General features: G+C 32.4%; 25 protein-coding genes, 1 tRNA gene and 1 pseudogene. 16 read left to right on the top strand and 11 right to left on the bottom strand.

What is annotated here, in order from left to right; translation table 11 throughout:
• Positions 1-8: 8 nt before the first annotated feature.
• Both Q0945_RS15100 and Q0945_RS15095 read right to left on the bottom strand, forming a co-directional pair.
• Positions 9-3,446, bottom strand: a complete 3,438-nt coding sequence (locus Q0945_RS15100; protein WP_299436176.1) for a TonB-dependent receptor — start codon at positions 3,444-3,446, stop codon at positions 9-11.
• A gap of 169 nt (positions 3,447-3,615) precedes the next feature.
• Positions 3,616-4,794, bottom strand: coding sequence for a FecR family protein (locus Q0945_RS15095; RefSeq protein WP_299436173.1), 1,179 nt, complete (start codon positions 4,792-4,794; stop codon positions 3,616-3,618).
• 112 nt (positions 4,795-4,906) lie between these two features.
• On the opposite strand from Q0945_RS15095, the gene Q0945_RS15090 reads away from it, so the two are divergent.
• Positions 4,907-5,497 carry a sigma-70 family RNA polymerase sigma factor gene (locus Q0945_RS15090; RefSeq protein WP_299436169.1) on the top strand — a complete coding sequence of 197 codons (591 nt, stop codon included), beginning with the start codon at positions 4,907-4,909 and terminating at the stop codon, positions 5,495-5,497.
• A gap of 45 nt (positions 5,498-5,542) precedes the next feature.
• Here Q0945_RS15090 and Q0945_RS15085 read toward each other — a convergent pair whose 3' ends face one another.
• The 4 genes from Q0945_RS15085 to Q0945_RS15070 form a co-directional block, all read right to left on the bottom strand.
• Positions 5,543-6,532: an aspartate-semialdehyde dehydrogenase gene (locus Q0945_RS15085; protein ID WP_299436166.1), complete on the bottom strand. Its 990-nt coding sequence runs from the start codon at positions 6,530-6,532 to the stop codon at positions 5,543-5,545.
• Positions 6,533-6,711: 179 nt separating this feature from the next.
• Positions 6,712-7,113 (bottom strand): large conductance mechanosensitive channel protein MscL, encoded by a 402-nt coding sequence (mscL, locus tag Q0945_RS15080; protein ID WP_299436163.1) that lies wholly within the window; start codon positions 7,111-7,113, stop codon positions 6,712-6,714.
• Positions 7,114-7,194: 81 nt separating this feature from the next.
• Positions 7,195-8,301, bottom strand: coding sequence for an alanine racemase (gene alr, locus Q0945_RS15075; RefSeq protein WP_299436160.1), 1,107 nt, complete (start codon positions 8,299-8,301; stop codon positions 7,195-7,197).
• Entirely contained in the window at positions 8,294-8,938 is a 645-nt protein-coding gene (locus Q0945_RS15070) for a thymidine kinase (protein WP_299436157.1), read from the bottom strand. The genes alr and Q0945_RS15070 overlap by 8 nt, the downstream gene beginning before the upstream one ends.
• A gap of 103 nt (positions 8,939-9,041) precedes the next feature.
• On the opposite strand from Q0945_RS15070, the gene Q0945_RS15065 reads away from it, so the two are divergent.
• From Q0945_RS15065 to Q0945_RS15020, 10 genes are all read left to right on the top strand, one after another.
• Positions 9,042-9,725, top strand: a complete 684-nt coding sequence (locus Q0945_RS15065; RefSeq protein WP_299436154.1) for a hypothetical protein — start codon at positions 9,042-9,044, stop codon at positions 9,723-9,725.
• Between the two features lie 102 nt (positions 9,726-9,827).
• Positions 9,828-10,184 (top strand): DoxX family protein, encoded by a 357-nt coding sequence (locus Q0945_RS15060; RefSeq protein WP_299436151.1) that lies wholly within the window; start codon positions 9,828-9,830, stop codon positions 10,182-10,184.
• Between the two features lie 9 nt (positions 10,185-10,193).
• A complete protein-coding gene (gene rsmI, locus Q0945_RS15055; RefSeq protein ID WP_299436148.1) occupies positions 10,194-10,865 on the top strand; it encodes a 16S rRNA (cytidine(1402)-2'-O)-methyltransferase in 672 nt (223 codons plus the stop codon).
• 13 nt (positions 10,866-10,878) lie between these two features.
• The gene (locus Q0945_RS15050; RefSeq protein ID WP_299436145.1) at positions 10,879-11,220 is read left to right on the top strand and encodes a HopJ type III effector protein; all 342 of its coding nucleotides are present in this window, start codon (positions 10,879-10,881) and stop codon (positions 11,218-11,220) included.
• 6 nt (positions 11,221-11,226) lie between these two features.
• On the top strand, positions 11,227-11,799 hold the full coding sequence (locus Q0945_RS15045) for a uracil-DNA glycosylase family protein (RefSeq protein ID WP_299436142.1): 573 nt from the start codon (positions 11,227-11,229) through the stop codon (positions 11,797-11,799).
• A 545-nt stretch (positions 11,800-12,344) separates the two neighbouring features.
• Complete coding sequence (locus Q0945_RS15040; RefSeq protein WP_299436139.1) at positions 12,345-13,544, top strand: AAA family ATPase; 1,200 nt, start codon at positions 12,345-12,347, stop codon at positions 13,542-13,544.
• Between the two features lie 32 nt (positions 13,545-13,576).
• A complete protein-coding gene (locus Q0945_RS15035; protein ID WP_299436137.1) occupies positions 13,577-14,008 on the top strand; it encodes an OsmC family protein in 432 nt (143 codons plus the stop codon).
• A 35-nt stretch (positions 14,009-14,043) separates the two neighbouring features.
• On the top strand, positions 14,044-14,256 hold the full coding sequence (locus Q0945_RS15030; RefSeq protein ID WP_299436110.1) for a four helix bundle protein: 213 nt from the start codon (positions 14,044-14,046) through the stop codon (positions 14,254-14,256).
• 191 nt (positions 14,257-14,447) lie between these two features.
• Entirely contained in the window at positions 14,448-16,151 is a 1,704-nt protein-coding gene (gene recJ, locus Q0945_RS15025; RefSeq protein WP_299436107.1) for a single-stranded-DNA-specific exonuclease RecJ, read from the top strand.
• A gap of 77 nt (positions 16,152-16,228) precedes the next feature.
• Positions 16,229-17,500 (top strand): MFS transporter, encoded by a 1,272-nt coding sequence (locus tag Q0945_RS15020; RefSeq protein ID WP_299436103.1) that lies wholly within the window; start codon positions 16,229-16,231, stop codon positions 17,498-17,500.
• Here the strand turns inward: Q0945_RS15020 and Q0945_RS15015 are convergent.
• The 4 genes and pseudogenes from Q0945_RS15015 to Q0945_RS15000 all read right to left on the bottom strand — a co-directional run bounded on the left by Q0945_RS15015 (position 17,493) and on the right by Q0945_RS15000 (position 21,064).
• The gene (locus Q0945_RS15015) at positions 17,493-18,260 is read right to left on the bottom strand and encodes a UDP-2,3-diacylglucosamine diphosphatase (protein WP_299436100.1); all 768 of its coding nucleotides are present in this window, start codon (positions 18,258-18,260) and stop codon (positions 17,493-17,495) included. The two genes, Q0945_RS15020 and Q0945_RS15015, sit on opposite strands and share 8 nt — an antisense overlap.
• A gap of 5 nt (positions 18,261-18,265) precedes the next feature.
• Entirely contained in the window at positions 18,266-18,715 is a 450-nt protein-coding gene (locus Q0945_RS15010) for a 6-carboxytetrahydropterin synthase (RefSeq protein ID WP_299436097.1), read from the bottom strand.
• A gap of 230 nt (positions 18,716-18,945) precedes the next feature.
• Complete coding sequence (locus Q0945_RS15005; RefSeq protein ID WP_299436094.1) at positions 18,946-19,713, bottom strand: enoyl-CoA hydratase/isomerase family protein; 768 nt, start codon at positions 19,711-19,713, stop codon at positions 18,946-18,948.
• 15 nt (positions 19,714-19,728) lie between these two features.
• Positions 19,729-21,064: pseudogene (locus tag Q0945_RS15000) on the bottom strand (MATE family efflux transporter).
• Positions 21,065-21,202: 138 nt separating this feature from the next.
• On the opposite strand from Q0945_RS15000, the gene Q0945_RS14995 reads away from it, so the two are divergent.
• The 4 genes from Q0945_RS14995 to Q0945_RS14985 all read left to right on the top strand — a co-directional run bounded on the left by Q0945_RS14995 (position 21,203) and on the right by Q0945_RS14985 (position 23,659).
• Positions 21,203-22,000: a universal stress protein gene (locus tag Q0945_RS14995; RefSeq protein WP_299436091.1), complete on the top strand. Its 798-nt coding sequence runs from the start codon at positions 21,203-21,205 to the stop codon at positions 21,998-22,000.
• A gap of 16 nt (positions 22,001-22,016) precedes the next feature.
• Positions 22,017-22,090, top strand: a tRNA-Ala gene (locus Q0945_RS14990).
• 240 nt (positions 22,091-22,330) lie between these two features.
• Positions 22,331-22,477: a helix-turn-helix domain-containing protein gene (locus Q0945_RS16165; RefSeq protein WP_366136563.1), complete on the top strand. Its 147-nt coding sequence runs from the start codon at positions 22,331-22,333 to the stop codon at positions 22,475-22,477.
• A 69-nt stretch (positions 22,478-22,546) separates the two neighbouring features.
• Complete coding sequence (locus Q0945_RS14985) at positions 22,547-23,659, top strand: Fic family protein (protein ID WP_299436088.1); 1,113 nt, start codon at positions 22,547-22,549, stop codon at positions 23,657-23,659.
• Positions 23,660-23,729: 70 nt separating this feature from the next.
• Here the strand turns inward: Q0945_RS14985 and Q0945_RS14980 are convergent, their stop codons facing one another.
• Positions 23,730-24,299 carry a TetR family transcriptional regulator gene (locus Q0945_RS14980; RefSeq protein ID WP_299436085.1) on the bottom strand — a complete coding sequence of 190 codons (570 nt, stop codon included), beginning with the start codon at positions 24,297-24,299 and terminating at the stop codon, positions 23,730-23,732.
• Positions 24,300-24,415: 116 nt separating this feature from the next.
• On the opposite strand from Q0945_RS14980, the gene Q0945_RS14975 reads away from it, so the two are divergent.
• On the top strand, positions 24,416-25,573 hold the full coding sequence (locus tag Q0945_RS14975; protein WP_299436082.1) for a homogentisate 1,2-dioxygenase: 1,158 nt from the start codon (positions 24,416-24,418) through the stop codon (positions 25,571-25,573).
• Positions 25,574-25,597: the final 24 nt, after the last annotated feature.

Here is a 25,597-nt window from a genome sequence, read left to right as displayed (position 1 = left end):
TTTTAAAATTAAAATCTAGCTTTTATTCCCATTAAGTATGTTCTTGGAACAGGTGTTATGTTTCCTTGCGCTGTTCGAATACCTGCTTCAGGATCTCCGCCACCAAACCAATTGGTAAATACATGGAGGTTTTTAACACTTGTATAAAGCTCTAATGATTGTAACCCAATACCTTTAATTTTAGTAACTGGTAACTTGTAAGACAGGTTAATATCTTGTATCCTTACAAAGCCACGAGATTGTAACCCTAAATAGCGGTTATCTGCAAAATCTGCACGTAAATATTTTTCGCTAGCGTTTTCAGGAGTCCACCATCCATGGTCTACTTCATTAAATGTACTTCTATCTCTAAATGAATTATGCAACGGGTTAGATCCTAAATAGAAATTGTCTTTTCCGCCACCAAATACACCTGTGACCAACATATAAAATGTGAAGTTTTTATACTCTAGAGTATTTGAAAAATTCATTCTAAAGTTTGGTGTCTCGTAACCCAATATTTTACGGTCATAATCAGCAGTAATTAGACCATCTGGTACGCCATCAGGGCCACTTATATCTGTATATTTCGCATCTCCTGGTAAGGCTCCCGTATTTGCTATGTATTCTGTGTCATCTTCTTGAACAACACCGTCGTATTCATAACCAAAGATAGCACCTAAAGGTTTTCCTATAAATAAACCATTACCAATATCGTCATCTTCTACACCGTCATTGTCTAAATCTTCACCGTATAAACTTGCAACTTTATTTCTGTTTTTCCAGAAATTCACGCCAGAAGACCATTTAAAATCTTCAGTATCAATATTAACTGTTCTTAAACTAATTTCAATTCCTCTGTTATTAACTTGTCCTAAACTTGAAAAAATAGAACTAAAGCCAGAGAAAATAGGAATTGAACGCAAGAATATCTGATCTCTTGTTTCTGAAAAGTAAAAATCTAAATCTAAAAACACTCTATTGTTAAGCCATGCTGATTGGAAGCCGCCATTAAAAGCTGTTGTGGCTTCCCAACCAAGAGCTGTATTTCCTAAAGCATTTTGTCCAATACCATATAATGATGTAGAAGGTGCATTAGAAAACTGATAACGATTACCTCCACTAAACCCATTAACTACAGTAGCTAGCGTTTGGTATGGGTCAAGGCCTTGATTACCATTGGTTCCATAAGAAGCCTTAACTTTTAAATAATTAAGTGTTTTGGAGTCCGTTAAAAAATCCTCTTCCGACATTGTCCAAGCAGCTCCAATAGATCCAAAATTACCAAACTTATTTTCGTTACCAAAAACTGAAGCACCGTCACGACGGGCAGTGGCTGTTAAATGATATTTATTATCATAGGCGTAACTTAATCGTGCAGCATATCCTACATTTGATCTCTCAATTACTTCTATATCATTACTCTGCGTTTCTGCAAAATGAATACCATTAACACCCAATTGTGTGTTGCCATTTGCTGCAAAATTGGTGCCACTAGCTCTTAATCTTTTACTATAAGTATAATCACGGGTAGCTACTAATGTAGCATCTATATAATGGTCTCCAAATTGTTTTTTATAATTTAAAATATTGTCCATTACATAGTTATAATTATTTTCTCTTTGGTTATAACCATTTGCTTGGGTTAACCCTTTAGCAATCTCAGATTTTGAGTACCTATCTATAAAAGGTTCTGTTGAATTCTCTTGAATGTAAAAGTTTTCGAAAGTGAATCTTTCGCGAATGTTGGCATTTGAATTAATTGAATAATTAAATCTATAAGTTAATCCATCAATACTTGGTACTTTAAATAGTGCATAGGTTGCTAACCTAAAGAAATTTCTTTTATCTACATCTTCAATTGTTCCATCAGTACCCCATAACGGATTCTCTATAGATTGCCCTATTGGGTACCTTTCTAATAACGTTCCATTATCAATGCTGGGATTTTCTGGCATAGTTTCCCAACGGTAAGGAAACCCATGTGGTGGAAGTTCAAAAGCTCTACTGATATTAGCTTCAACTCCAGAAAAGTCATTATTGTTATAAGCACCATCTAAACCTACTTCTAACCAATCTGATATTTTTGTATCTAGTTTTGTTCGAACAGAAATACGTGTAAACTCATCACCTAAAATAACACCTTCATTATCGCTATATCCTCCAGAAAAATAATAAGTTGTTCCTTTACTTCGTCCTGAAACTGCTGCTTGATGATTTTGAGTAATACCATTGCGTGCAATTAAATCTACCCAGTCTGTATCTACCCCTTGTTCAAATAAACGATTAGGGGTTACACCATCAAAAATAATATCCTCAACTGAATCAATATTTGGTGATTGTGCTATGAATTTCTCAATCCATCTATCACGACTCATAAAATTAGGTCGGTTGGCCCATTCGTTAACACCTATAGATGAACTAAATGTAATACTTGGCTTTTCAGATTTCCCCTTTTTTGATGTAATTACGATAACACCATTTGCAGCACGAGAACCATACACAGCTGCTGATGATGCATCTTTTAACACATCAATACTAGCAATATCATCAGGATTAATGTCAGCTAAGCCTCCTAAATAGATAATACCATCTAAAACAATTAATGGATTATTTGAGCCGTTTATTGAATTTCGTCCACGTACTAAAATGCTTGGGTTAGTTCCTGGTGAGGTTTGTACACCTACATTAATACCAGCTATACTTCCTTGTAACGCCTGTAAAATATTAGAATTAGGTGCAAGAGCAGTAGGTGAGTCTTCTAGTTTTATACTTGAAACAGCTCCAGAAATATCTTTTCTACGAGCCGTACCATATCCAACAACAACAACTTCGTCTAGTTTTGCAGTGTCTTCTTTTAATATAATTGTAATATTTGTTTGCTTATTAACAGCTATTTCTTGAGGTAAAAACCCAAGATAAGATATAACTAAAGTAGCATTTCCATTAGCTATATTTAAAGAAAATTTTCCGTCAAAATCTGCTTGAGCGCCATTTGTTGTTCCTTTTTCAATAATATTTGCTCCAGGCAAAGGTTGGGAATTCTCATCTGTAATGGTGCCCAATACCTTAAAGCCTTGTTCTTCATTTACAATTTCTATTCTTTTTTCTATAATGACAGTATTATTAGAAGACAGGATAACGTTAAAGTTCCCACTTGATAAACTCTTCTGTAATAAATCATTAGCTGATACTATTCCTTTTTTTACCACTACAAGTGGGAATTTTTTAAAAGTCCCTTCTTGGTAGATGAATTTATAGTCAGTTTGTTCCATAATGAGGTCAAAAACTTCATCGACTGTTAAGGTTTTATTAGCGTCAATTTTAATTTTGGAGTTTTGAGATAAAGCTCCATTGCTGGTAAAACTAAACGCTGTTACACAGCATAAGAAAATAAAGCTTCTCATAACATTCATTAATAGTTCATTTCTAAAATAGAAAAAAACATTTCTTAGTTTAATTTTCATAAATTTGTCTTGTTATTAAATTGGTTAATTATTTAATTAGTTGATAACTAATGAAGGGGATAGAGCTCGATACTTTCCAAGGTTAAAACTCTGTTCCCTTTCCTTTTTTTATGTGCTGTATTTGTCATTTCATATATATTTGTTTTAGGTTATACTTAAGGTTTTGTGTCTATTTTATTGTTATTTTGTTTTCATTAATTGAGTAATCTTTAATTATGCTAAGCGTTTTTATTGATAATAAAATGTCTTCAATCATTTGATCTTTTCCTAACACACCTTTAAAGGTAATTTCTTCAAGTTCTTTGTTTTCAAAAATGATATCTACATCATACCACCTTGAAAGTATTTTGGCTATGTCTTTTAAAGGTTTTCCTCTAAAACTGAAGAATCCATTTTTCCATGATATAACAGATTTAACATCTACCAGATTTACTGAAATATCATTATTATTTTTATTTAGATTGGATTGTTCACTAGGAAGTAGAGTTTGTTTGGAATCACCTATATTAACAGATACTTTTCCTTCTACCAACGTGGTGTAAATATTTGCTTCATCTTTATAAGCTTGAAGATTGAATTTGGTACCTAATACTTCTATATCTTGAAATTGGTTTGAGACCATAAATTTAGCCCCTTTATGTTTAGTGCTAGGGGACACATCAAAATAGGCTTCACCGTAAATGAGTTCAACTTTTCGCGTTTCACCATCTGTGAATGATACGGGATACCTTAATTTCGACTCAGAATTTAACCAAACAGATGTGCCGTCTGCAAGTTTTAAATAAAATTGACCTCCTCTTGGTATAGTAAGGGAGTTGTATTTGATTTTAGTCGTTTTTTGAATTGTCCTTTTGTAAACTATTTGCTCACCATTACTATTTGCTTGTTCATTTTTAAATGTATTTTCTTTGTTTAGCTCTATAAATGAGCCATCCTCCAATGTTAAAATAGCTTTATCACTTCCAGGAACAACAATATTGGTATTAACGACTTCTTGTTGACTATTGGTTTTTGAAATACTAAAGAAGTCCTCTTTAAAAACAATTGATGTAATTAATAATCCGCTAATTGCTGCGGCGGCAGAATAGCTTATGATTTTTCTTATTCTTCGAAGTTTTAGATCTCTCTGTTCCTTTTTTATTGTTTCAAGTAATTTTAGTTTTACTTTTTTTGTATTGAATTTTTTTGTGTTAAATTCTATCACATAATTAGTTTTTATATAAGAATTGAATAGTTTTTCGTTTTTTTGAGACTTTAGTATCCAAGATTCTAGTTCATCTAGCTCAATTATAGAAGCTTGATTGCAGAGATATTTTACGATTAATTTTTCCGTTTTTGAACTAATCATTGTTTTGCACTATTTTTATTTATTACGTAGTAATTTTGCCTTACCCTAACTTTTGTTGCTTTTTTTTTATATTTTGCGCAAACAATTACACTTTTTTTTATCATTTTACAAATTGAAAAATCCTTATTCTGATAACATTCAGCTTATTAAAGCCCTAAAACTTGGTGATTCTAAAGCTTATACATTCTTGGTTGACGCTTATCATCACAAGTTATGTGTGTACGCATTTAGTTTAGCGAATGATAAAGATTTAGCTGAAGATATTGTACAAAACGTTTTTATTAGAGTTTGGAAAAAGCGTAATAATTTAAAAAGTGAGTTTTCAATTAATGGTTTTTTGTATAAATCTGTTTATAATGAATTTATAGATGAATACAGGAAGAATAGACCTGTTTTTCGTTTGGAGAAGAAATATATAGATGCCCTTTCAATAATTGTTGAAGATTATGATAGCCATTCAATTGATAATATGATTACAATAGTTAAAAAGGAAATAAAAAACTTACCGCCAAAGTGTAAGGAAGTTTTTTTGTTGAGCAAAGAAGAAGGGCTTACAAACATTGAAATTGCTGAATATAAAGAGATTTCAATAAAGTCTGTAGAAGCTCATATTACGAAAGCGTTTTTAATCTTGAGGCAAACGGTTGGAGATAAAATGAATGGTATTTTGTTTCTTCTGTTTGGGAAACCAAAAAGCCTTTAACATTTTTAAACATTAAAAGCTTTTTTAAATAGTAAAAAGGTATTTTTAAACTAAACTATTCTTAATTAAATATTCAGCAATTTGTACAGCATTTGTAGCAGCACCTTTTCTAAGGTTATCTGCAACAATCCACATATTTATACTATTCGGCTGTGTTTCATCTCTACGAATTCTTCCAACAAAAACATCATCCTTATCGTGTGCATAAATTGGCATTGGATAGGTATTAGTATCTGGATTATCTTGTACTGTTACTCCTGGAGTATCGTTTAATATTCTACGAACTTCATTTAAATCAAAATCGTTTTCAAATTCTACATTTACAGATTCTGAGTGGCCACCTGCAGTTGGTATACGAACTGCAGTTGCACTAATAGAGAAGGTTCTATCATTTAAAATTTTCTGAGGCTCTCTTGCTAATTTCATTTCCTCTTTAGTGTAGCCATTTTCTAAGAAAACATCGCAATGTGGTAACGCGTTACGCCCAATTGGGTATGGGTACGCCATTTCTCCTTCTATGCCAGCAACCTCATTCTCTAACTGTTTTACAGCTTTAACACCTGTACCAGAAACAGATTGGTAAGTAGATACTACCACACGTTTCATATTATATTTTTTATGCAAAGGAGAAAGCGCCATTACTAATTGAATAGTAGAACAATTAGGGTTAGCAATAATTTTATCTTCTGCTGTTAGTTCATTTGCATTAATTTCTGGAACTACTAGTTTTTTAGTAGGATCCATACGCCATGCAGATGAATTATCAACAACAGTTGTTCCTGCTTCTGCAAACTTAGGAGCCCATTCTAAAGAGGTATCTCCACCAGCTGAAAAAATAGCAATATCTGGTTTAGCTGCTACTGCATCCGCTAATCCAATAATTGTGTGATCTACACCTTTATATGCTAATTTTTTACCTACAGAACGCTCTGAGGCAACTAATAATAACTCTGTAATAGGAAAATTACGCTCTGCTAAAACTTTTAGCATTACCTCTCCTACCATTCCTGTAGCTCCTACAACTGCTATTTTCACTTTTACTTTATTTAAAGATTAAGCTGCAAATTTAAGTATAACTTGGAGTTGTACAAGTATTAAAACAAAGAATAATTAAAATATAACAAAATGTTTTATTTATAACAATATGTTTGCATCAAGAAAAAACCCCATCTATTTCTAGACAGGGTTATTTTATATGTAAAAAGTAAAATGTATTACTTTTTTAATGCATCACGAATCTCTGTAAGCAATTCTTCTGCAGTTGGTCCTGCAGGTGCTGCTTCTGGTTCTGGAGCTTTTGTTTTGTTGTAAGCTTTTACAATTAAAAACATGATAAAACCAACAATAATTAAGTTAATAATTGTGTTTATCCATGAACCCCACATAATTGCATTTTCAGGAGATGTTACCACTCCTGCCGCATCTACTACAGCTTCATCTAGAACAATTTTTTTGTCTGCAAAATCAACACCACCAGCAAAATGACCAACAAATGGCATAACAATGTTGTTTACAAACCCATTAATAACAGCGCCTAAAGCGGTTGCCATAATAACTGCTACTGCAAAATCAATCACGTTTCCGGTCATGATAAAATTCTTAAATTCTTTTAACATAATATTTAGTGTTTAATTGGTTACATGTATTTAGACGCAATTTAATAAAAAAAGTCACATCTTAAATTTAGAAAACATAAATTAAATTAACAATTTTCTTTTAACTCTAGATGCAATACCTGTTAATAGTTCATAGGAAATAGTATTTGCTGTTTTTGCAAAATCTTCCGCAGATTGTTCTGAACCAAAAATAATTACTTCATCTCCTTCTTTACAATCAATATTTGTTACATCAATCATAATCATATCCATACAAACATTACCAATAATAAGTGCTTTTTTGCCGTTTACTTCTACAAATGTTTTTCCTTGCCCGTATTGCCTACCAATACCATCTGCATGACCAATTGGTAATGTTGCCGTAACTATAGTTTTATCTGCAATAAAAGCCCTGTTATATCCTATACTTTTTCCAGGTTCTAAGATATGTTTTTGAGAAATAATTGTTTTTAAGGTTGCTACGGGCTTTAATTTTTTATCAAAATCAGGATTATTACCATAACCGTATAGTCCTATACCACTCCGAACCATAGAAAAATGTGCTTCAGGATAATTTAATATTCCAGAAGTGTTTGCCATATGTGTTAGTATAGGGTACGAAAGTAATTTTTCTATTTCTTCCTTAATTTCACAGAATTGTTTTATTTGTTCATTAGTAAATTCTTTTTCATTGAGATCTTCAGATGCAGCTAAATGAGAAAATACACTTTGTATATGTAAAGTACTATTGTTCTTTATAATAGAAATAATTTTAGGAATAGCTTCTTTGGTAAAACCTAATCTATTTAGTCCAGTATTAAACTTTATATGAATAGGGTAATTGCTTTTATTTTCTTGTTTTGCTACCTCTAAAAATTCTTCAAGATTTTTTTCGGAATATAAATTAGGCTCTAGGTTATATTCTAGAATAGTTTTAAAATTTACTGCTTGCGGGTGTAGAACTAGGATAGGTGTTTTAATTCCAGAATTTCTTAATTCTACTCCTTCTTTTGTATACGCAACTGCAAAATAGTCTATCCCTAATTTTTCTAGTTTTTTTGCAATTTTACAGGCATCACTACCGTAAGCAAAAGCCTTAGTAACCGCTAAGAACTTAGTAGTAGGTTTTATTTTAGATGTAATAAAATTATAATTGTGTTCTAGAGCAGCTAAATTAATCTCTAAAACTGTTTCTTGAGTTTTAGTCATTAGCTTTTTTTTTAGAAGGTGCTATTTCTTGAGATTTTACAGGAAATTCTTTTACCTTTTCTTTTAATTGTGCTTTATAAAAAGAACCTCTACTTAGCGGTTCGTATGCTTCTACTTCCCCTAAAAGAACAAGGTCCTCGCTGTTAGCTTTTCTAAAACTATAATTTGCTAAGTTTCCAGATCGTGTACAAATAGCATGAACTTTAGTTACATATTCTGCAGTGGCCATTAGGTTAGGCATTGGCCCAAAAGGATTTCCTTTAAAATCCATATCTAAACCAGCAACTATAACACGAATACCTTTGTTTGCAAGATCATTACAAACAGCTACGATTTCATCATCAAAAAACTGAGCTTCATCAATGCCTATAACGTCACAATTTTCTGCAAGTTTTCTAATTTTGGCGGCATATTCTACAGGCGTAGAATGTATTTCATTAGAATCATGAGAAACCACTTTACTTTTATCGTAACGTGTATCTACCATAGGTTTAAAAATGACAACATTTAGTTTAGCAAATTGAGCACGTTTTAACCTTCTAATTAATTCTTCTGTTTTACCAGAGAACATAGATCCAGCAATAACTTCGATCCAGCCAAATTGTTCTTTATGATTAACGGTATTTTCAAGAAACATTTTGTAATTTTAGACGAAAATAAGGTGTTTTTTCGTTCCTATTTAACGATGATATAAATTTAAGAAAAAAATACACCTTTTCTGAAAGGATAAAAATAGCGTCATGAAAAAGAAAATAAAAGCAGAGTTAGTAAAACTAGCAACTCAAATTATTACTGCAGAAGACCTTACAGAAATTACGGCACTTTATGATGCAAGTAAAGAGATGTACGAGAAATTGGCGGTTTTAAAATACATAAATGATAATTTAAATGACGTTGAAGTAAATGTTGCTAAAAGCCCTATAGCTGCTAAGTTTGAAAAAATGGCGAATGCGGTTTTAAATGAAAACAAACTAGTTCCAGAAAGCAATCCGCATGAAGAAGATATTATGATTCCAGGTATGGATACTATAAAAGACATGGTTTTAGAAATGCCAGAGGATAAAAAGGTAGATGCTGTTTTATCAGAATTTTTAGAAAAACCTAATTACGCTAAGAATGATAAGGAGCTTTTTATGCCAAAAGGTGATGAGTTGCTTACTAAAGAGACAAAATCTGTAAATGATAGAGTAAGCTCAAAAGAAATTAAAGTAGATCTAAATAATAGACTTGCGTTTGTAAAGCACCTTTTTAATGATAGTACAGAAGATTACAACCGTGTATTGTCACAATTAAACACTATAGACTCAGAAGAACGTTCCGTATCATTTATTGTAAATATGGTAAAACCAGATTATAATAATTGGGAGGGAAAAGAAGATTTAGAGCAACGTTTTATGCAGCTTATTGAGCGTAAATTTGCGTAATGCATTAAATATTTTTTTTAATTTCAATACCTTGCTTTTGCAGGGTATTGTTGTTTTAAGACTATTTGTACGACTAAAGCTTAAACCAATTATAATTTAGATATGAAAACACAAAAAATAATGTATTGGATTGCAACAGGGTTATTAACGGTATTAATGCTTTTTTCTGCATCTATGTATTTTTTTAAGCATGAAATGATTAAAGATGCGTTTACATCTTTTGGGTATCCTACCTACATAATTTATCCGTTAGCTGTAGCAAAATTATTAGGATTAGGAGTACTATTATCTAATAAAGGAAAAGCTTTAAAGGAATGGGCATATGCAGGTTTTTTCTTTGATTTTGTATTAGCTTTTTTTGCACATTATATGATTAATGATGGCCAACAAACCTTAGCAGTTGTAGGTTTGATAGTTTTATTGGCTTCGTATTTTCTTGGAAAGAAAGTAAGGCCGTAAATTTGCAGTATGGGAAAACTCTATTTAGTGCCAACACCAATAGGTAATTTAGAAGATATTACATTACGTGCTATACGTGTACTAAAGGAGGCAGACCTTATTCTGGCAGAAGACACTAGGACTAGTGGTAAACTTTTAAAACATTTAGAAATTGGCACACCAATGCAAAGCCATCATATGCATAATGAGCATAAAATGGTAGACGCTTTGGTACATAAAATTCAAGCAGGAACTACTATTGCCTTAATTTCGGATGCAGGCACACCGGCAATATCAGACCCTGGATTTTTACTTACTAGAGCTTGTGTTGCAGAAAATATTGAGGTAGACTGTTTGCCTGGTGCAACCGCTTTTGTACCTGCATTGGTAAATAGTGGGTTGCCTAATGATAAGTTTGTTTTTGAAGGATTTTTACCTGTAAAAAAAGGAAGACAAACACGATTAAAGCTACTTGCCGAAGAAACTAGAACCATTATTTTTTATGAATCGCCTCATAAACTAGTAAAGACATTAGGACAGTTTGTAGAATATTTTGATGCCGAAAGGCCAGTTTCCGTTTCTAGAGAACTTACCAAAATGTATGAAGAAACTGTAAGAGGAACCGCTGAAGAAGTTTTAAAACATTTTACAGAAAAACCTCCCAAAGGTGAAATAGTAATTGTCGTTGGAGGAAAAAAATAAGAGATATTTAAGTATGAAAATAGAAGATTTTAAAAACAAATTAAGTACAGAAGGTAAAGTAGAATTTACAGATACCATGGCTGTTATTGAAGCTAATTATGAATTTACACCAACCGCTTTTACAAATGGAAAATTGCAGAATAATGCTGGCGAAAACTCAGGTTCTTGTAAGTTATTTGCATTTGCTAGTTTAGAAAAATTATCTAAAGAAGACACTTTAGCTTGCTTTGGTAAGTACTATACAGAAGAGGTTTTACAAGATATAGAAGGAACAGGACACCAGAATATTAGAAATTTTATGGCAACAGGTTTTGATGGAATTTCTTTTGATGGAGAAGCATTAAAAACAAAATAAGATAAAATGGAAAAGCTTCTTTCTGATATCCGAGCGTGTGCTATTTGTAAGGAGCATTTAACTTTAGGCCCAAGACCTATAGTTGTTGCACACTCGGAAGCTAAAATTGCAATTATAGGGCAAGCTCCAGGAACCAAAGTACATGCTTCTGGTATTCCATGGGATGATCCCAGCGGAAAGCAGCTACGGAAATGGATGGGAATAACAGACGAAGTTTTTTATGATAAAAAACAAATAGCAATTATTCCTATGGGCTTTTGTTATCCTGGAAAAGGAAAAACGGGAGATTTACCACCAAGACCAGAATGTGCTCCTTTATGGCACGAGCAGTTGTTTAATAAGCTTCCTAAATTAGAATTAGTTATTTTAATAGGTATCTACGCCCAAAAATATTATTTAGGAAAAACGGCAGAGAAAAACCTAACAGAAACTGTTCGCGTTTTTGAGAATTACCTGCCTAAGCACTTTCCTTTACCGCATCCTTCTCCTAGAAATAGATTTTGGTTAACTAAAAACCCTTGGTTTAATAGTGATGTTTTGCCGGTGTTTAAGGAGAGAGTTGAAGATTTAATAGATTAAAATAGAAGTGAAAAAGCATTTGAAAACCTCTCAAGTTTCTCGCTAAAAAAAATAATTAATATTACAAAAATTAAGAAGATAGGTAAAACAACCCAAAGGCCTATAAATCGTATTGATTTGTAGAGATATTTACCATTAAGTTTTGGTAAAATATTTGTTTCAATTTTTATCATTTTTCGAATTATCTTCATATTTTCCAGTCGCTTCAATTTTAGAATTGTCCATATCTTTAAACTTAATTATTCTTTTAGTTTTATAATACTCACTTATCCATTTACTGAATATAATGGACAGGCCTATTATTATTGGACTGTAGTTAACTATAAAGTTTTCCATTGTGTTATTAATTTTAATCAAAACTAAAGTCTCTACAAAAAATTATCTAATTACTCTAGTGGTGGAATCCGTAGTTGCGGATATTTGTATTTTTGTTTTCTATGAAAGACAATTTTATCATTTTTTGTTTGTGATGAAAGACAATTTTATCATTTTTTGTTTGTGAAGAAAGACAATTTGTTATATTTGTTATTAAATAAAGATACAAAATGGAAGAATTATTAGCTCTTCAAGAGCAGCTTCTGGAACATGTTGGAGTAAAAGAGCGTTATTTAATTAACCAAATAGATTGGGATAACAGACTTATTGCTATTAAAGGAGCAAGAGGTTCCGGCAAAACAACATTACTACACCAAAAAATAAAATTTAAACTGCCTAAAGATGCCATACCACTTTATGTTTCTTTAGATAATCTTTATTTTTTAGAAAATACTTTGGTTTCCTTAGCAAAGGAATTTGTATTGCAGGGAGGAACGCATCTTTTCTTAGATGAGGTACACAAGTATCCACAATGGTCAAGAGAATTAAAATTAATTTACGACCAATTTCCTAACTTAAAAACGGTATTTACTTCTTCTTCTATGTTAGAAATCTATAAAGGAGAATCGGATCTAAGCAGAAGAGTAGTAAATTATCATTTAAAAGAACTTTCATTTAGGGAATATATAAATTTTAAACATGGATATAAACTCCCAAAAGTAAGCTTAGAAGAGTTACTAATAAACCATAACAAAATTGCTAAAACAGTTAAAGAAAGTTTACAAAGTCCGTTAAAAGACTTTAAAGAATATTTAGATTATGGTTCCTATCCTTACTTTATGGAAGGAACAAATCAATATTTGCAAAAACTACTGCAGACGATAAATTTAATCTTAGAAGTAGATTTAAATGCAATAGAGAATATTCCTTATTCCGATAGTAGAAAAATAAAAAAACTATTAGTAGCTATAGCACAATCCGCTCCTTTTTCACCTAATGTTTCCAAATTAAGTGAGCGTTTAGGAATGTCAAGAGAGTTTTTATTAAATGCTATAAAATTATTAAATAGAGCAGATTTGGTTATTGAGTTGTTTAGACCAACAAAAGGAATAGGGGCTTTTACTAAACCAGAAAAGTTATACTTGAATAATACCAATTTAATTCTAGCATTGAGTAAAAATGCAAATGAAGTAGGAACTATGCGAGAAACGTTTTTTGCAAATCAATTTAAAAATTTAAATAACCATGAAATTCATTTAGCAGAAAAAGGAGATTTTATAATTGATAGAAAATATATCTTTGAAATAGGAGGTAAAGGCAAAAACACCAAACAGATTCAAGGGTTAAATAATTCCTATGTTGTCCGTGATGACATGGAAATAGGAAGTTTAAACATAATCCCTTTATACCTTTTTGGTCTATTATATTAATGTATTTTTGAATAATACAAGAAACAAAAATTATGAGTACAACAAATAAAGTAACTACAAAATGGTTGGGTAATATGGCTTTTGAGAGCGATAACCCATCTGGGCATAACCTAAAAATAGATATAGCTAAAGAAGATGGCGGAGATGGTAGTGGGTATAGGCCCAAAGCCTTAATGCTTAGTTCTCTTGCGGGTTGTTCTGGTTTAGATGTAGCAGCAATGATAAAAAAGATGAAGCTAGAGGTAGAAGAATTTACTATAGAAACTATTGCAAATTTAACAGACGAGCATCCAAAATTTTACGATGCAGTTACGGTAGAATATCATTTTACAGGACCAAATTTACATGAGAAAAAATTACAAAGAGCAGTAGACTTGTCTATAGAAAAGTATTGTGGTGTAATGGAGATGTTCCGCCAGTTTGCTACCATGGAAATTAAAACGGTTTTTCATCATTCAAAGTAAATACAAATACAAAAGCTAAACTCAAATACAATTTTATGTCTGTAAAGCCTTATAATTTAGAGGAAAGATTGGTGAACTTTGCTGCAGAAACTGCACTTTTTTGCCAAAAAAACCCAACTGATTTTACTGGGCAATATTATGGACATCAACTTTTGCGTTCAGGCGGTAGTTCAGCTTTGAATTTTGGAGAAATGCAAGGGACTCAATCCGACAGAGATTTCAGAAATAAAGCTAGTTATATCACTTAAGGAGCTTAAAGAATCCAGAATAAACTTAAAAATCTTAGATAAGATAAATTATGGAGATGAAAAGAAAAGAGTTGAATTATTTTAGATGAAGTAGAACAGTTAATAAAAATCATAGCTACAATAATCAAAAACAAAAGTTGATAAAGTAAGTTTTTGTATTTGAATTTGACATTTAAATTTGTTTTTAAACTATGCGCTGGACAATTAAAGCAAAACCCGAACAAGAAGAAATTACTGCTTTAGCGCAAGCTTTAAACGTAGAAAATTTAGTTGCGCAACTTCTTTTACAAAGAGGAATTACATCCTACGAAGAAGCAAAAACTTTTTTCCGTCCGCAATTATCAGATTTGCACGACCCTTTTTTAATGAAGGATATGGATATTGCTGTAAATCGTATCGAAAAAGCAATTGCAAATAATGAAAACATATTGGTGTATGGCGATTATGATGTAGATGGCACAACATCTGTTGCATTATTATCTTCCTATTTGCTAAGCTATTACCCAAATGTTGCAACGTATATTCCAGATAGATATGGCGAAGGATATGGCGTTTCTTACCAAGGAATAGATTTTGCCGAAGACAATGATTTTAGTTTAATCATAACCTTAGATTGTGGTGTAAAAGCAATAGAGAAGGTAAATTATGCCAAAGAAAAAGGAATAGATTTTATTATTTGTGATCACCACAGACCAGGAAAAGAATTACCAAATGCAGTTGCCGTTTTAGATGCTAAAAGAGAGGATTGCTCGTATCCTTATGATGAGTTGTGTGGTTGCGGTGTTGGTTTTAAATTAATCCAAGCACTAGCAGTAAATAACGAACAAACTATAGAAGATTTAGTACCGTATTTAGACTTGGTTGCTACTGCAATAGGGGCCGATATTGTACCTATAACAGGAGAAAATAGAGTGCTAGCATATTACGGCCTACAGGTTATAAATAGTAATCCAAGAATAGGTTTTAAAGCAATTATTGCACAGACAAAAAAGCAAAGATTAAGTATTACCGATGTTGTTTTTACCATAGCACCAAGAATTAATGCCGCTGGTAGGATGAAGCATGGACAACATGCTGTAAATTTATTAACAGAAACGGATATTTCGGAAGCAGAGAAGTTTGCTGGTGAAATAGAAAAATACAATCTAGACCGCAAAAATTTAGATAAACAAATTACCAAAGAAGCTTTACAGCAAATTGTAGATTACAATGAAGAGGAGAAGTTTACTTCTGTAGTTTATAAAGATACTTGGCATAAAGGAGTCATAGGGATTGTGGCATCTCGTTTAACAGAAAACTACTATAGACCAACTTTAGTTTTTACTAAGAGCGGCGATAAATTAGCAGCTTCTGCACGTTCTGTAAAAGGTTTTGATGTGTATAACGCATTAGATGCCAGTTCTGAATTTATAGAGCAATTTGGCGGCCATAAATATGCCGCAGGGTTAACTCTTTTAGAATCGCAATATGAAGATTTTAAAGCAAAGTTTGAAGAAGTAGTTTCCCAAACCATAGACAAGCGCTTATTAACTCCAGAAATAAGTATAGATGCTATAATTAATTTTACAGACATAACCCCTAAGTTAATGCGTATTATTAATCAGTTTGAGCCTTTTGGGCCAGGAAATATGACGCCAGTTTTTATGGCAGAAAATTTAAAAGATTCTGGTTATGCAAAAGGAGTAGGAGCAGAAGAGAGCCATTTAAAATGTGCTGTTTATCAGCCTTCTAATACCACAAGTAAAGAAAGAATCAATGCCATAGGTTTTAGTTTAGGAAAAAAGTTAGATGTTGTTACCCAAGGTACTTTTAATGCTGTTTTTTCTATAGATGAGAATGAGTGGCAAGGGAAGACATCTCTGCAGTTGAGGATAAGAGATATAAAAGAAAATTAAAGTATTTTTAAAAAGAGAACTTCCTCTTTAATTATATAATGTCTTACTTTTGAGGCTCTAATTTTAGTACTTTTCTTTTGGATCCATACGCAGCACTTCGTTATAAAGAATTTAATATATTTTTAGTAGTACGTTTTGCTATGGTATTTGCTTGGTCTATGCAATTTATTGTAATAGAGTGGCAAGTGTACACCATGACTAAGGACCCGTTATCATTAGGTATTATTGGGCTTATGGAAGTTATTCCTGCGGTACTTATGGCGCTTTTTGCTGGCCATATAGTAGACCAAAAAGAAAAACGTAGTTTGTTAGTTAAATGTATTCTTGGCTTTTCTATAATTAGCTTTGGGCTATTTATGTTAAGTATGCCGCAAGTGCAATTAGAGTATAGTACTAAAACCATTCTTTACGCTATTTATTGTTTGGTTTTTCTAGGAGGAATAGTACGTTCTTTTATTGGGCCAACTATATTTTCTTTAATAGCATTGATTGTTCCAAAAAAAATATACCCAAATGCTGCAACATGGAGTAGTTCTACTTGGCAAATGGCATCGGTTTTAGGACCTGCTTTTGCAGGATTTTCTATAAGTTGGATTGGTGTACACTGGTCTATGTGCGTAATTTTTGGATTTTCTATACTTGCAGTAATAGCTCTTTCTCAGATTAAAAAGAAACCTATTTTAAATCCTAAAATTGGAGAACCTGTTTTTCAAAGTTTAAAAGAAGGGTTAGATTTTGTTTTTAGTACCAAAGCGGTATTAGGAGCATTAACCTTAGATATGATTGCGGTACTTTTTGGAGGTGCAATAGCCCTACTTCCTATTTTTGCGCAAGATATTTTACATGTAGGAGCCGAAGGTTTTGGTATTCTTAGAGCAGCACCTGCTGTAGGAGCATTTTTAACTATGTTAGGCTCTACTCGTTTTCCGCTTCATAAAAATGCGGGTAAAAAGCTCTTGTATGCCATATTTGGATTTGGACTTTGTATAATAGTATTTGGCTTGTCTACGTACTTTTGGTTATCTGTATTTGCATTATTTATGAGTGGTGCTGTAGACGGGGTTTCTATGATAATAAGACAAACTATTTTACAATTAAAAACGCCAGATCACATGCGAGGTAGAGTAGCATCTGTAAATTCTATTTTTGTAGGTTCTTCTAATGAGCTTGGAGCTTTTGAAAGTGGATTAACAGCAAAATGGATGGGAGCAGTAACTGCTGTAGTTTTTGGGGGCACAATGACGTTGCTTACCGTTGGTATTACTGCATTTTCTTTACCTTCTTTTAGAAAACTAGATTTACAAAAAGATATTGATGCGCATGAAGAAGAGGAAACTAAAACTACTTAGGGAGCTTTTCTAGGGAAAGTGTAGTACCATCAAACACACCATACGTATAATAAGATATCCAATCACCAAGGTTTACGTAGGTAGATTTTCCGTTGAGGTCTATTTCTAGAGGTAAATGTCTATGGCCAAAAACAAAATAATCGTAATGTTTTGTCTCTAGTTTTCGTTTAGCATACTGCACTAACCATTCCTTTTCTTCGCCAAGAAATTTTACATCATCATCCCCAGAAATAATTTTATTTTTCACGGAGAGATATTTACCTAGTCGAACTCCAATATCTGGGTGCAACCATCTAAACAACCATTTAGCAAAAGGATTAGTAAACACTTTCTTCATGCGTTTAAAGCCTTTATCATTAGGACCAAGACCATCTCCATGACCAATAAAAAAGGAAGTGTCGTTTAATTTAAATTGTTGTGTGGTATGGAAAACAGGAATGTTTAATTCTTCTTCAAAATAACCACTCATCCAAAGGTCGTGGTTACCAACAAAATAGAATATAGGAATACCGGCATCACTCAATTCTGCTAGTTTACCAAGAGTTCTTGTAAATCCTTTAGGAATTACGGTTTTGTATTCCATCCAAAAATCGAACATATCCCCTAAAAGAAAAATGGCCGCAGCATCTTCTTTAATTTCCTCTAACCAAGCAACAAATTTCTTTTCTCTAGGCATACTTTGTTCCATAGTAGGCGCTCCCAAATGATTATCACTTGCGAAGTATACTTTTTTACCTTTTGGAACAATAATGTTTTTCATGAAAACTAGTTGTCAGAGGCATGCCACTCTGCAAAAGCGGTCTCAGTTTCTTGTAATTTTAAAGAATGTAGATGTATATCTTTAGGTAACCTTGCTTTTATTTTAGTAGCAAAATCTATTACCATATTCTCGCTAGAAGGCTGGTAATCTGCAAGTATTACATCGTGCCCTCTCTTTATTAACTCATTAGCTAACTCTAAATGAGGGGTGTTTTTATTAAAAACAGTAGCATGATCAAACTGGTCTACAACCTCTTCTTTTACTATCTTTTTTAAATCGCCAAAATCTATTACCATACCCAATTTTACATTGTTTGTATCTGTAATAGGTTTTCCAATTACAGTTACAGAAAGTTTATAGCTATGGCCATGAACATTTTTGCATTTACCATCATAACCATAAAGGGCATGACCGGTTTCAAATGTAAATTGTTTTGTAATTCTTATGTTACTCATTGTTATTGGGAATATTGTCATGCAAAGGTAAGGTTTATTCCTATTTCAATAGAGACGAGTATTTGGTATACGCTTATCTTTTGTATTTTCTTCTGGTACGAATTCTATTTATAAAATAGATAACCAAAACAAAAAGAGCTAAAAAAGGAAAAACTAGGTCTCCGTTTAAAAAATTGATAATTTTCATTTAATTAGTTTTATGATATCTTAACGATAACAATAGTCGATTATTATTTTTTAAACTTACTTAACGCTTGCTTAGTTGCATTAGAAAGCACAAGTTCTCCAGTTATAGCAGCTCTATCGGTGAGGAGTTTGTCCCAATGGTCTGTACCTTCCCAAAGTACTTTTTTCCAAGCCTCTAAAGCTTCTGGGTTATATTCGGATAATTGGTTAGTGTAAAAATCTAATTCTTTATCTAAATCATTACTGTTTTCGAAAACCTTAGCAAAAAGTCCTTTTTCCTTAGCCCAATACGCGTTTTTCCATTCTGTAGGTGCTAGTGAAAGCTCTCCTAAAGCAGCTTTTCCTATTCTGTGCGCAACGGCAGGAGCAATTACTAAAGGAGCAATACCAATTGAAAGTTCGGATAATTTTATAGATGCTTTTTCTGATGCAAAAACATAGTCGCATGCAGCAGCAATACCAACGCCACCACCAACAGCTTTTCCATGAACACGTCCAACAATTATTTTGGAACAGTTACGCATTGCATTTATTACATTGGCAAAACCGCTAAAGAATACTTTTCCTTCAGACAGGTTAGAAACTTCCATTAGCTCATTAAAAGATGCCCCAGCACAAAAAGCCTTTTCTCCTTCAGATTTTAAAACAATTACAGAAACAGTACTGTTTACAGATAGTTTATTTAATTCTTTTGTTAGTCTTTCCAGTAATTCTGCCGTAAAAGAGTTACTAGCAGGGTGACCAAATTCTATGGTTGCTATTCGGTTATTTATAGAGGTATAAAGACTTCCGTCTGTACGCGATGTAGACATATTTTTTGTTTAAAATTAATGCTTTTGTAATAATGGGCGAAATTTTTGGTTAAACTTCCATACCAAGGCACCACCTCTTATTAGCATCCAAATAGTAAAGGCAATCCAGATACCATAAAGCCCCCAACCAGCGGCTTTACTAATAAAGAGAAAAGGAATAAAACCTAAAAACGTGGCAGATAAAAGAACATTTCTTAAGTATTTCATTTCTCCCAGGCCTTTAAAAAGTCCGTCTAGTACAAAGGCAATGGTGTTTAAAGGTAGTCCAAAAATTATAATATAGAATATGGCGTAAAATGCATGTAATACAGGTGCTTCTTTAGAAAAAAGTAAGCCAATAGGTTTATAAAAAACAAAACTAAGAAGCATTAAAATTCCGCTAACAATAAGACCATAAACAACTATTTTTTTAGCTAATAACCATAAATTTTTATAATCCTTAGCTCCTAGTAATTTACCACCTAAAATATTTCCTGCAGCCGCAAAACCATCAATAAAAAAGGCCGCAAAGAGCCATAAATTTATAGCAATAGTATGTGCACCAATATATTTATCTCCTAAAGCAGTAGCTTCTCTTACTGCTAAAATTAAGGCAGTATTAAGGGCTAATGCTCGCACAAAAAGGTTTAAACTCATAATTACCAATCTACTTAACTCTGGATGAATGGGAAATTTTAATTTTAGACTAACATCGGTTTTTGTTACTAAAAGAATAAAAGCAAGTATTGCCATAATAGCTTGTGCAATTAAAACTAGCCCATGCAGCACCTTCTAAGTACATTGGAGTAATAAAACCATCTATTCCATAGACTAAAATAAAATCTAGAATAACATTTATTACTGCCCCAACTATTGCAATAACCATAGGCCAAACCGTATTTTGTAGCCCTCTAAAAATGCCCATAATTGCAAATACAAATAAAGTAAGAGGAAAGCCCCAAACTCTAATAGAATAATAACTAATACAATATTCAAGAATTTTACCAGTGGCTTTTAAGGCCATAAATATTTCTTCTATAACAAAAACGGTGGTAAGTAAGATTATGCCACTAAGAATAAGGTTTAAAAATATTGCTTGAGCTGGTAGTGTTTTTACTTCTTCTAGTTTTCCTGCACCTAAATATTGAGAAAGTATTGCAGAAATAGCACTACGTGTTTGGCCTAAAACCCAAATAAGCATAGATAAAAAAGAACCAACAATACCTGCGGCTGCTAAAGATTCTAGCCCATCTACAGGAATATTACCCACTATAGCAGTGTCTGTAATAGATAATAACGGCTCTGCAATACCAGCAATGGTTGCAGGAATAGCAAGGTTATTTATACTTTTAAAATTAATAATGGTTTTCAATAGTTGTTTTTATATTGAAGAGAGTATTATAATTATCCTGTTTTTTATGAATTTAGAATATCTTTGTAGTCTTATAGTATGAATAGATTTTATTTTAATTGTAAATTTAGAATATTAATAAACAATCCTTCTTAACAAATGAAAAATATACTTGTTCCTATTGGCACTTCTAGCACCTCTCATGAAACATTACAGTATGCTGTAGATTTTGCAAATGAATTTTCATCCAATATTTTTGTGATGGATGTTTTTAATGTGTCTGCAAAAGCTGGGAATTTGGCTAATATTTCTGAAAAAGTAGCAGAAAATAGTAGAGAGCGTTTAAAAGAAATTATTGCTAAGATTAATGCTAAAAGTGTAGATATAAAAATAGCAACGTATAATGGAGGAATAGTTGATGGTATTAAAGATTTAGATAAAGAGTTAGGAATAGACTTAATAATTTTGGCTCCACGTAGTAATGCTATAGAGGAAGAGTTATATTTAGGAAATACTTCTGGTAAAATCATAAAAAGAACAGATATACCTGCCCTTTTAGTACCAAAAGGGAGCAGTTATGTTGCATTTAAAAATATTTTAGTTGCTTTTAAATCAGGAATAATTAAAAGAAACCGTATTCTTAATTCATTAGTAACTATTCGTAAAAAGTATAATGCTAATGTAAATTTACTTTTAGTAAAAACTCCAGGTTATGTAGATAGCGATTTAAATGTAAATACTGCTTTAATGGATATTAGTGCTAACCTAACACTAACAGAAAATGCCACGACTTACTTGGGCGTAACGCAACATTTACAATCTTTTAGCCCAGAATTACTTTGTGTATTTAGAAGAAAAAGAGGTTTCTTTAAAAAACTATGGGAAAAGAATACCATACCTAAATCTGAGTTTTTTGCACCAATTCCTGTGTTAGTACTTAGTGCAAATAAGAATTAGAAAATCACTACACTTTGGGGGATTAGCTCAGCTGGCTAGAGCGCTTGCCTGGCAGGCAAGAGGTCACCGGTTCGACTCCGGTATTCTCCACTAATAAATACAGAGCTTCACAGAGTTTTTAACTTGTGAAGCTTTTTTATTTGCACTTTTTCTGAGTGTTTCAAAAATCACAAAATTTTCCGACCTTTAGTATTAAATAAAAAGTATATACGGGTCATTTGTTTAGAAGAAGAAGCTTTCTACATCCTCTTAGATAAATCTGTGGAATACCTAGAGAGTAAACGTAATAATGCTCCTAGAAAATGAATAGGAGAAAAAGATGCGGTTGTTATGCTTAATGGTGTTTCAAAGTCTACCTTACAACGGATGCGTAACAATGGTGATATTGGTTATACACAACCAAGTAGAAAAATAATCCTCTATGACCGAGATTCTATTTTGGATTTAATTGAGCAATACGTTCAAAAAACCCTTTGAGCCGAAAAGTACATACTTATAGCTCATAATATGCTTATATTTGAGCTATAAAAGAAAGATTTATAGCTCATGACACATAAAATATGGAACTGGCAGTTAAAAGAATGGGCGCATTTTTCCTATGATGCGACTGCTCTTTCTTCTTTAGAACATGAGTTTTCTCAAAATAATGGCATGGTATTGGGCGCACTCAAACATGTTCAATCACAAGAAAAAGACCAGTTTCTTGTTGAGGTTCTTTCCAATGAAGCTCTTAAAACTTCTGAAATTGAAGGAGAATATTTAAACAGGGATAGTATCCAATCTTCGATTAAAAACAATTTGGGCTTGGAAGTTGATAAAAGAAAAGTTCCTCCAGCTGAATATGGCATTTCAGAAATGATGGTCGATTTATACCGCAATTTTAATAAACCATTGACCCATGAACAATTATTTCAATGGCATGAAATGATTACTAATGGTAGACGTGATTTAACAGATATTGGAGGATACAGAACCCATATGGAACCAATGCAAGTTGTCTCGGGTAGAATTGATAGACCCAAAATACATTTTGAAGCCCCTCCATCGAAGGCTATGCCCCAAGAAATGGAGCAATTTATTACTTGGTTTAATCGTGTTCATAAAGAAGAATTAACCTTACCCTTAGTGCGTGCTGGTATTGCCCATTTATATTTTGTAAGTATTCATCCATTTGAAGATGGTAATGGTCGTATTGGTCGTGCTATCGCTGAAAAATCCTTGGGGTTAAGTTTAGGGCAACCTGCTTTGATTTCATTGTCAAAAGTAATTGAGGCTAAGAAAAAAAATTATTATTCTTCATTGGAAATTCATAATAAAACTTGTGAGATTACGGATTGGTTGGTCTATTTTGGACAAACCATTATAGAAGCCCAGAAAGACACCTTAAAAACGATTGATTTTATCATAGAAAAAGCTAAATTTTTTGACAGTTTTGTTTCATTAATGAATGAACGCCAACATAAGGTTGTTAAGCGACTTTTCGATGCAGGGCATCAAGGATTTGAAGGCGGATTAAGTGCTGAAAACTATACCAAGATTGTCAAAACATCGGCTTCTACAGCAACCCGAGATTTAAAAGATATGGTTGATAAAAGGATGCTAATTAAAACAGGAGAGCTTAAAAGTACGAGATATTGGCTCAATATTGAAAGTAAATAATATGTGTTTTTAAGTCAGTACTCCTTTTAGATTACTTCTGTCATTCTCCACAATTACCCTAATAAAGAGGTTACTTTTTAGAAATACCAGAAAACACAAATTCAGATATTTGTTCTTCTATTTCTTTTGGGTTAATTTTTATAGGTAAGTCCGTATACTTATCATGCAACCACCTTAAGGTAGATAAAAAAGTATACGTTGCAATTTCTATATTCATTGGTTTAAAATCTTTAGCCTCCATACCTTCTTTTAATACAGATTTTACTTTGTTTTCATAAACAACCCTTTCTGCAAGAAAAGTACCTAATTTAGGTTCTTTTAAATTTCGCCACTCATTTACTAATAGCGCTAATTCATAAGGTTTTTTTACCATTAAGTCTATATGTATTCTAATAATGAGTCTTATTTTTTCCTCGGAGCTAGCGTTGGAGTCTATTATTGTGTCTATAGCTGCATGGAACTCATTAGATATACCAAACAAGTAAGTTTCTAAAAGAGATTGTTTAGAATCTATGTAATTATAGACATTAGCAACTTCGCAGTTTAAACTATGAGCTATATCTCTCATGGTAGTTGCCTTAAATCCCTTTTCATTAATCAATTTTAAAGAGGTTTCTAAAAAACGTTCTCTCTTTGTCATTTTACTCATTTAAAAGCTTTTTTATGCTTAAAGACCTCAAAACTAAGGAAAAAGTTTGCTTGTGAAAGAATAATTAATATATTTACATGAACAATTGTTCATGTAAATATAAAATTATGCCGCTATATCATACTTTAGGGAAGATTCCATCTAAGCGACATACAGTTTTTAAGAAGCAAGATGGAACCCTGCATTACGAGCAATTGTTTGGAACAATTGGTTTTGACGGAATGTCCTCTTTAATGTATCATTTACATAGACCCACTATGGTAAAAGAGGTCAAGGAAAGTATTGACTTAAGGCCTATAGCTGCCGAGGAACATAATATAAAATCTAGACTGTTAAAGGGTTTTAGTGTAAAGCCAGAAGATGATTTTTTAGAGAGTAGAAAAGTAGTTTTATTTAATAATGATGTGCATGTAAGTTTAGCTGCTCCAAAAAAATCTATGACAACGTATTTTTATAAAAATACGGATGCAGATGAAATGTTATTTATTCATAAGGGAAAAGGGGTTTTAAAAACCATGTTGGGAGATATCTCTTTTGAATATGGAGATTATATTATTATTCCTCGTGGAATGATATACCAAATAACTTTTGAAACGGAGAATAACAGATTACTAATTGCAGAATCTTATTCTCCAATTTACACCCCTAAAAGATATAGAAATTGGTTTGGGCAACACTTGGAGCATTCTCCTTTTTGTGAACGCGATTTTAAATTACCAGAAAATTTAAAAGCATATGATGAGGTAGGAGACTTTATAATGAAAGTAAAAAAACAAGGGCAGTTACACCATTTAGTATATGCATCGCACCCTTTTGATGTTGTTGGTTGGGATGGTTATAATTTTCCCTATGCTTTTTCTATACATAATTTTGAACCTATAACAGGTAGAGTGCATCAACCACCACCAGTACATCAAACTTTTGAAACAAATGCCTTTGTAATTTGTTCTTTTTGCCCTCGTTTGTATGATTATCATCCAGATGCAATTCCAGCACCATACAACCATTCTAACATAGATTCCGATGAGGTTTTGTACTATGTTGATGGAGATTTTATGAGCAGAAATTACGTAGAACAAGGGCATATATCTTTGCACCCTGCAGGAATACCTCATGGACCACACCCAGGCACTTATGAAAAAAGTATTGGAAAAAAAGAAACAGGAGAATTAGCAGTAATGATAGATACTTTTAAGCCTTTAAAATTAACACAAATGGCCTTAGATATTGATGATGGAACATATTATCAATCTTGGTTAGAATAACAATAATATTAAGCAACTACAATT

This window comes from uncultured Maribacter sp., from assembly GCF_947500405.1.
Taxonomy (GTDB): domain Bacteria; phylum Bacteroidota; class Bacteroidia; order Flavobacteriales; family Flavobacteriaceae; genus Maribacter_B.
This window is presented reverse-complemented; position numbering and strand designations above follow the sequence as displayed.

Bases quoted from the DNA above. Each gene is read 5' to 3' on its own strand.
- Q0945_RS15015 (WP_299436100.1), bottom strand. From the start codon at position 18,260: ATGAAAAACATTATTGTTCCAAAAGGTAAAAAAGTATACTTCGCAAGT.
- Q0945_RS14980 (WP_299436085.1), bottom strand. From the start codon at position 24,299: ATGACAAAGAGAGAACGTTTTTTAGAAACCTCTTTAAAATTGATTAAT.
- Q0945_RS15035 (WP_299436137.1), top strand. From the start codon at position 13,577: ATGAGTACAACAAATAAAGTAACTACAAAATGGTTGGGTAATATGGCT.
- alr (WP_299436160.1), bottom strand. From the start codon at position 8,301: ATGACTAAAACTCAAGAAACAGTTTTAGAGATTAATTTAGCTGCTCTA.
- Q0945_RS14995 (WP_299436091.1), top strand. From the start codon at position 21,203: ATGAAAAATATACTTGTTCCTATTGGCACTTCTAGCACCTCTCATGAA.
- rsmI (WP_299436148.1), top strand. From the start codon at position 10,194: ATGGGAAAACTCTATTTAGTGCCAACACCAATAGGTAATTTAGAAGAT.
- Q0945_RS15050 (WP_299436145.1), top strand. From the start codon at position 10,879: ATGAAAATAGAAGATTTTAAAAACAAATTAAGTACAGAAGGTAAAGTA.
- mscL (WP_299436163.1), bottom strand. From the start codon at position 7,113: ATGTTAAAAGAATTTAAGAATTTTATCATGACCGGAAACGTGATTGAT.
- Q0945_RS15005 (WP_299436094.1), bottom strand. From the start codon at position 19,713: ATGTCTACATCGCGTACAGACGGAAGTCTTTATACCTCTATAAATAAC.
- Q0945_RS15045 (WP_299436142.1), top strand. From the start codon at position 11,227: ATGGAAAAGCTTCTTTCTGATATCCGAGCGTGTGCTATTTGTAAGGAG.
- Q0945_RS15065 (WP_299436154.1), top strand. From the start codon at position 9,042: ATGAAAAAGAAAATAAAAGCAGAGTTAGTAAAACTAGCAACTCAAATT.
- Q0945_RS16165 (WP_366136563.1), top strand. From the start codon at position 22,331: ATGCTTAATGGTGTTTCAAAGTCTACCTTACAACGGATGCGTAACAAT.
- Q0945_RS14985 (WP_299436088.1), top strand. From the start codon at position 22,547: ATGACACATAAAATATGGAACTGGCAGTTAAAAGAATGGGCGCATTTT.
- Q0945_RS15070 (WP_299436157.1), bottom strand. From the start codon at position 8,938: ATGTTTCTTGAAAATACCGTTAATCATAAAGAACAATTTGGCTGGATC.
- recJ (WP_299436107.1), top strand. From the start codon at position 14,448: ATGCGCTGGACAATTAAAGCAAAACCCGAACAAGAAGAAATTACTGCT.
- Q0945_RS15060 (WP_299436151.1), top strand. From the start codon at position 9,828: ATGAAAACACAAAAAATAATGTATTGGATTGCAACAGGGTTATTAACG.
- Q0945_RS15100 (WP_299436176.1), bottom strand. From the start codon at position 3,446: ATGAAAATTAAACTAAGAAATGTTTTTTTCTATTTTAGAAATGAACTA.
- Q0945_RS15095 (WP_299436173.1), bottom strand. From the start codon at position 4,794: ATGATTAGTTCAAAAACGGAAAAATTAATCGTAAAATATCTCTGCAAT.
- Q0945_RS15040 (WP_299436139.1), top strand. From the start codon at position 12,345: ATGGAAGAATTATTAGCTCTTCAAGAGCAGCTTCTGGAACATGTTGGA.
- Q0945_RS15010 (WP_299436097.1), bottom strand. From the start codon at position 18,715: ATGAGTAACATAAGAATTACAAAACAATTTACATTTGAAACCGGTCAT.
- Q0945_RS15030 (WP_299436110.1), top strand. From the start codon at position 14,044: ATGTCTGTAAAGCCTTATAATTTAGAGGAAAGATTGGTGAACTTTGCT.
- Q0945_RS14975 (WP_299436082.1), top strand. From the start codon at position 24,416: ATGCCGCTATATCATACTTTAGGGAAGATTCCATCTAAGCGACATACA.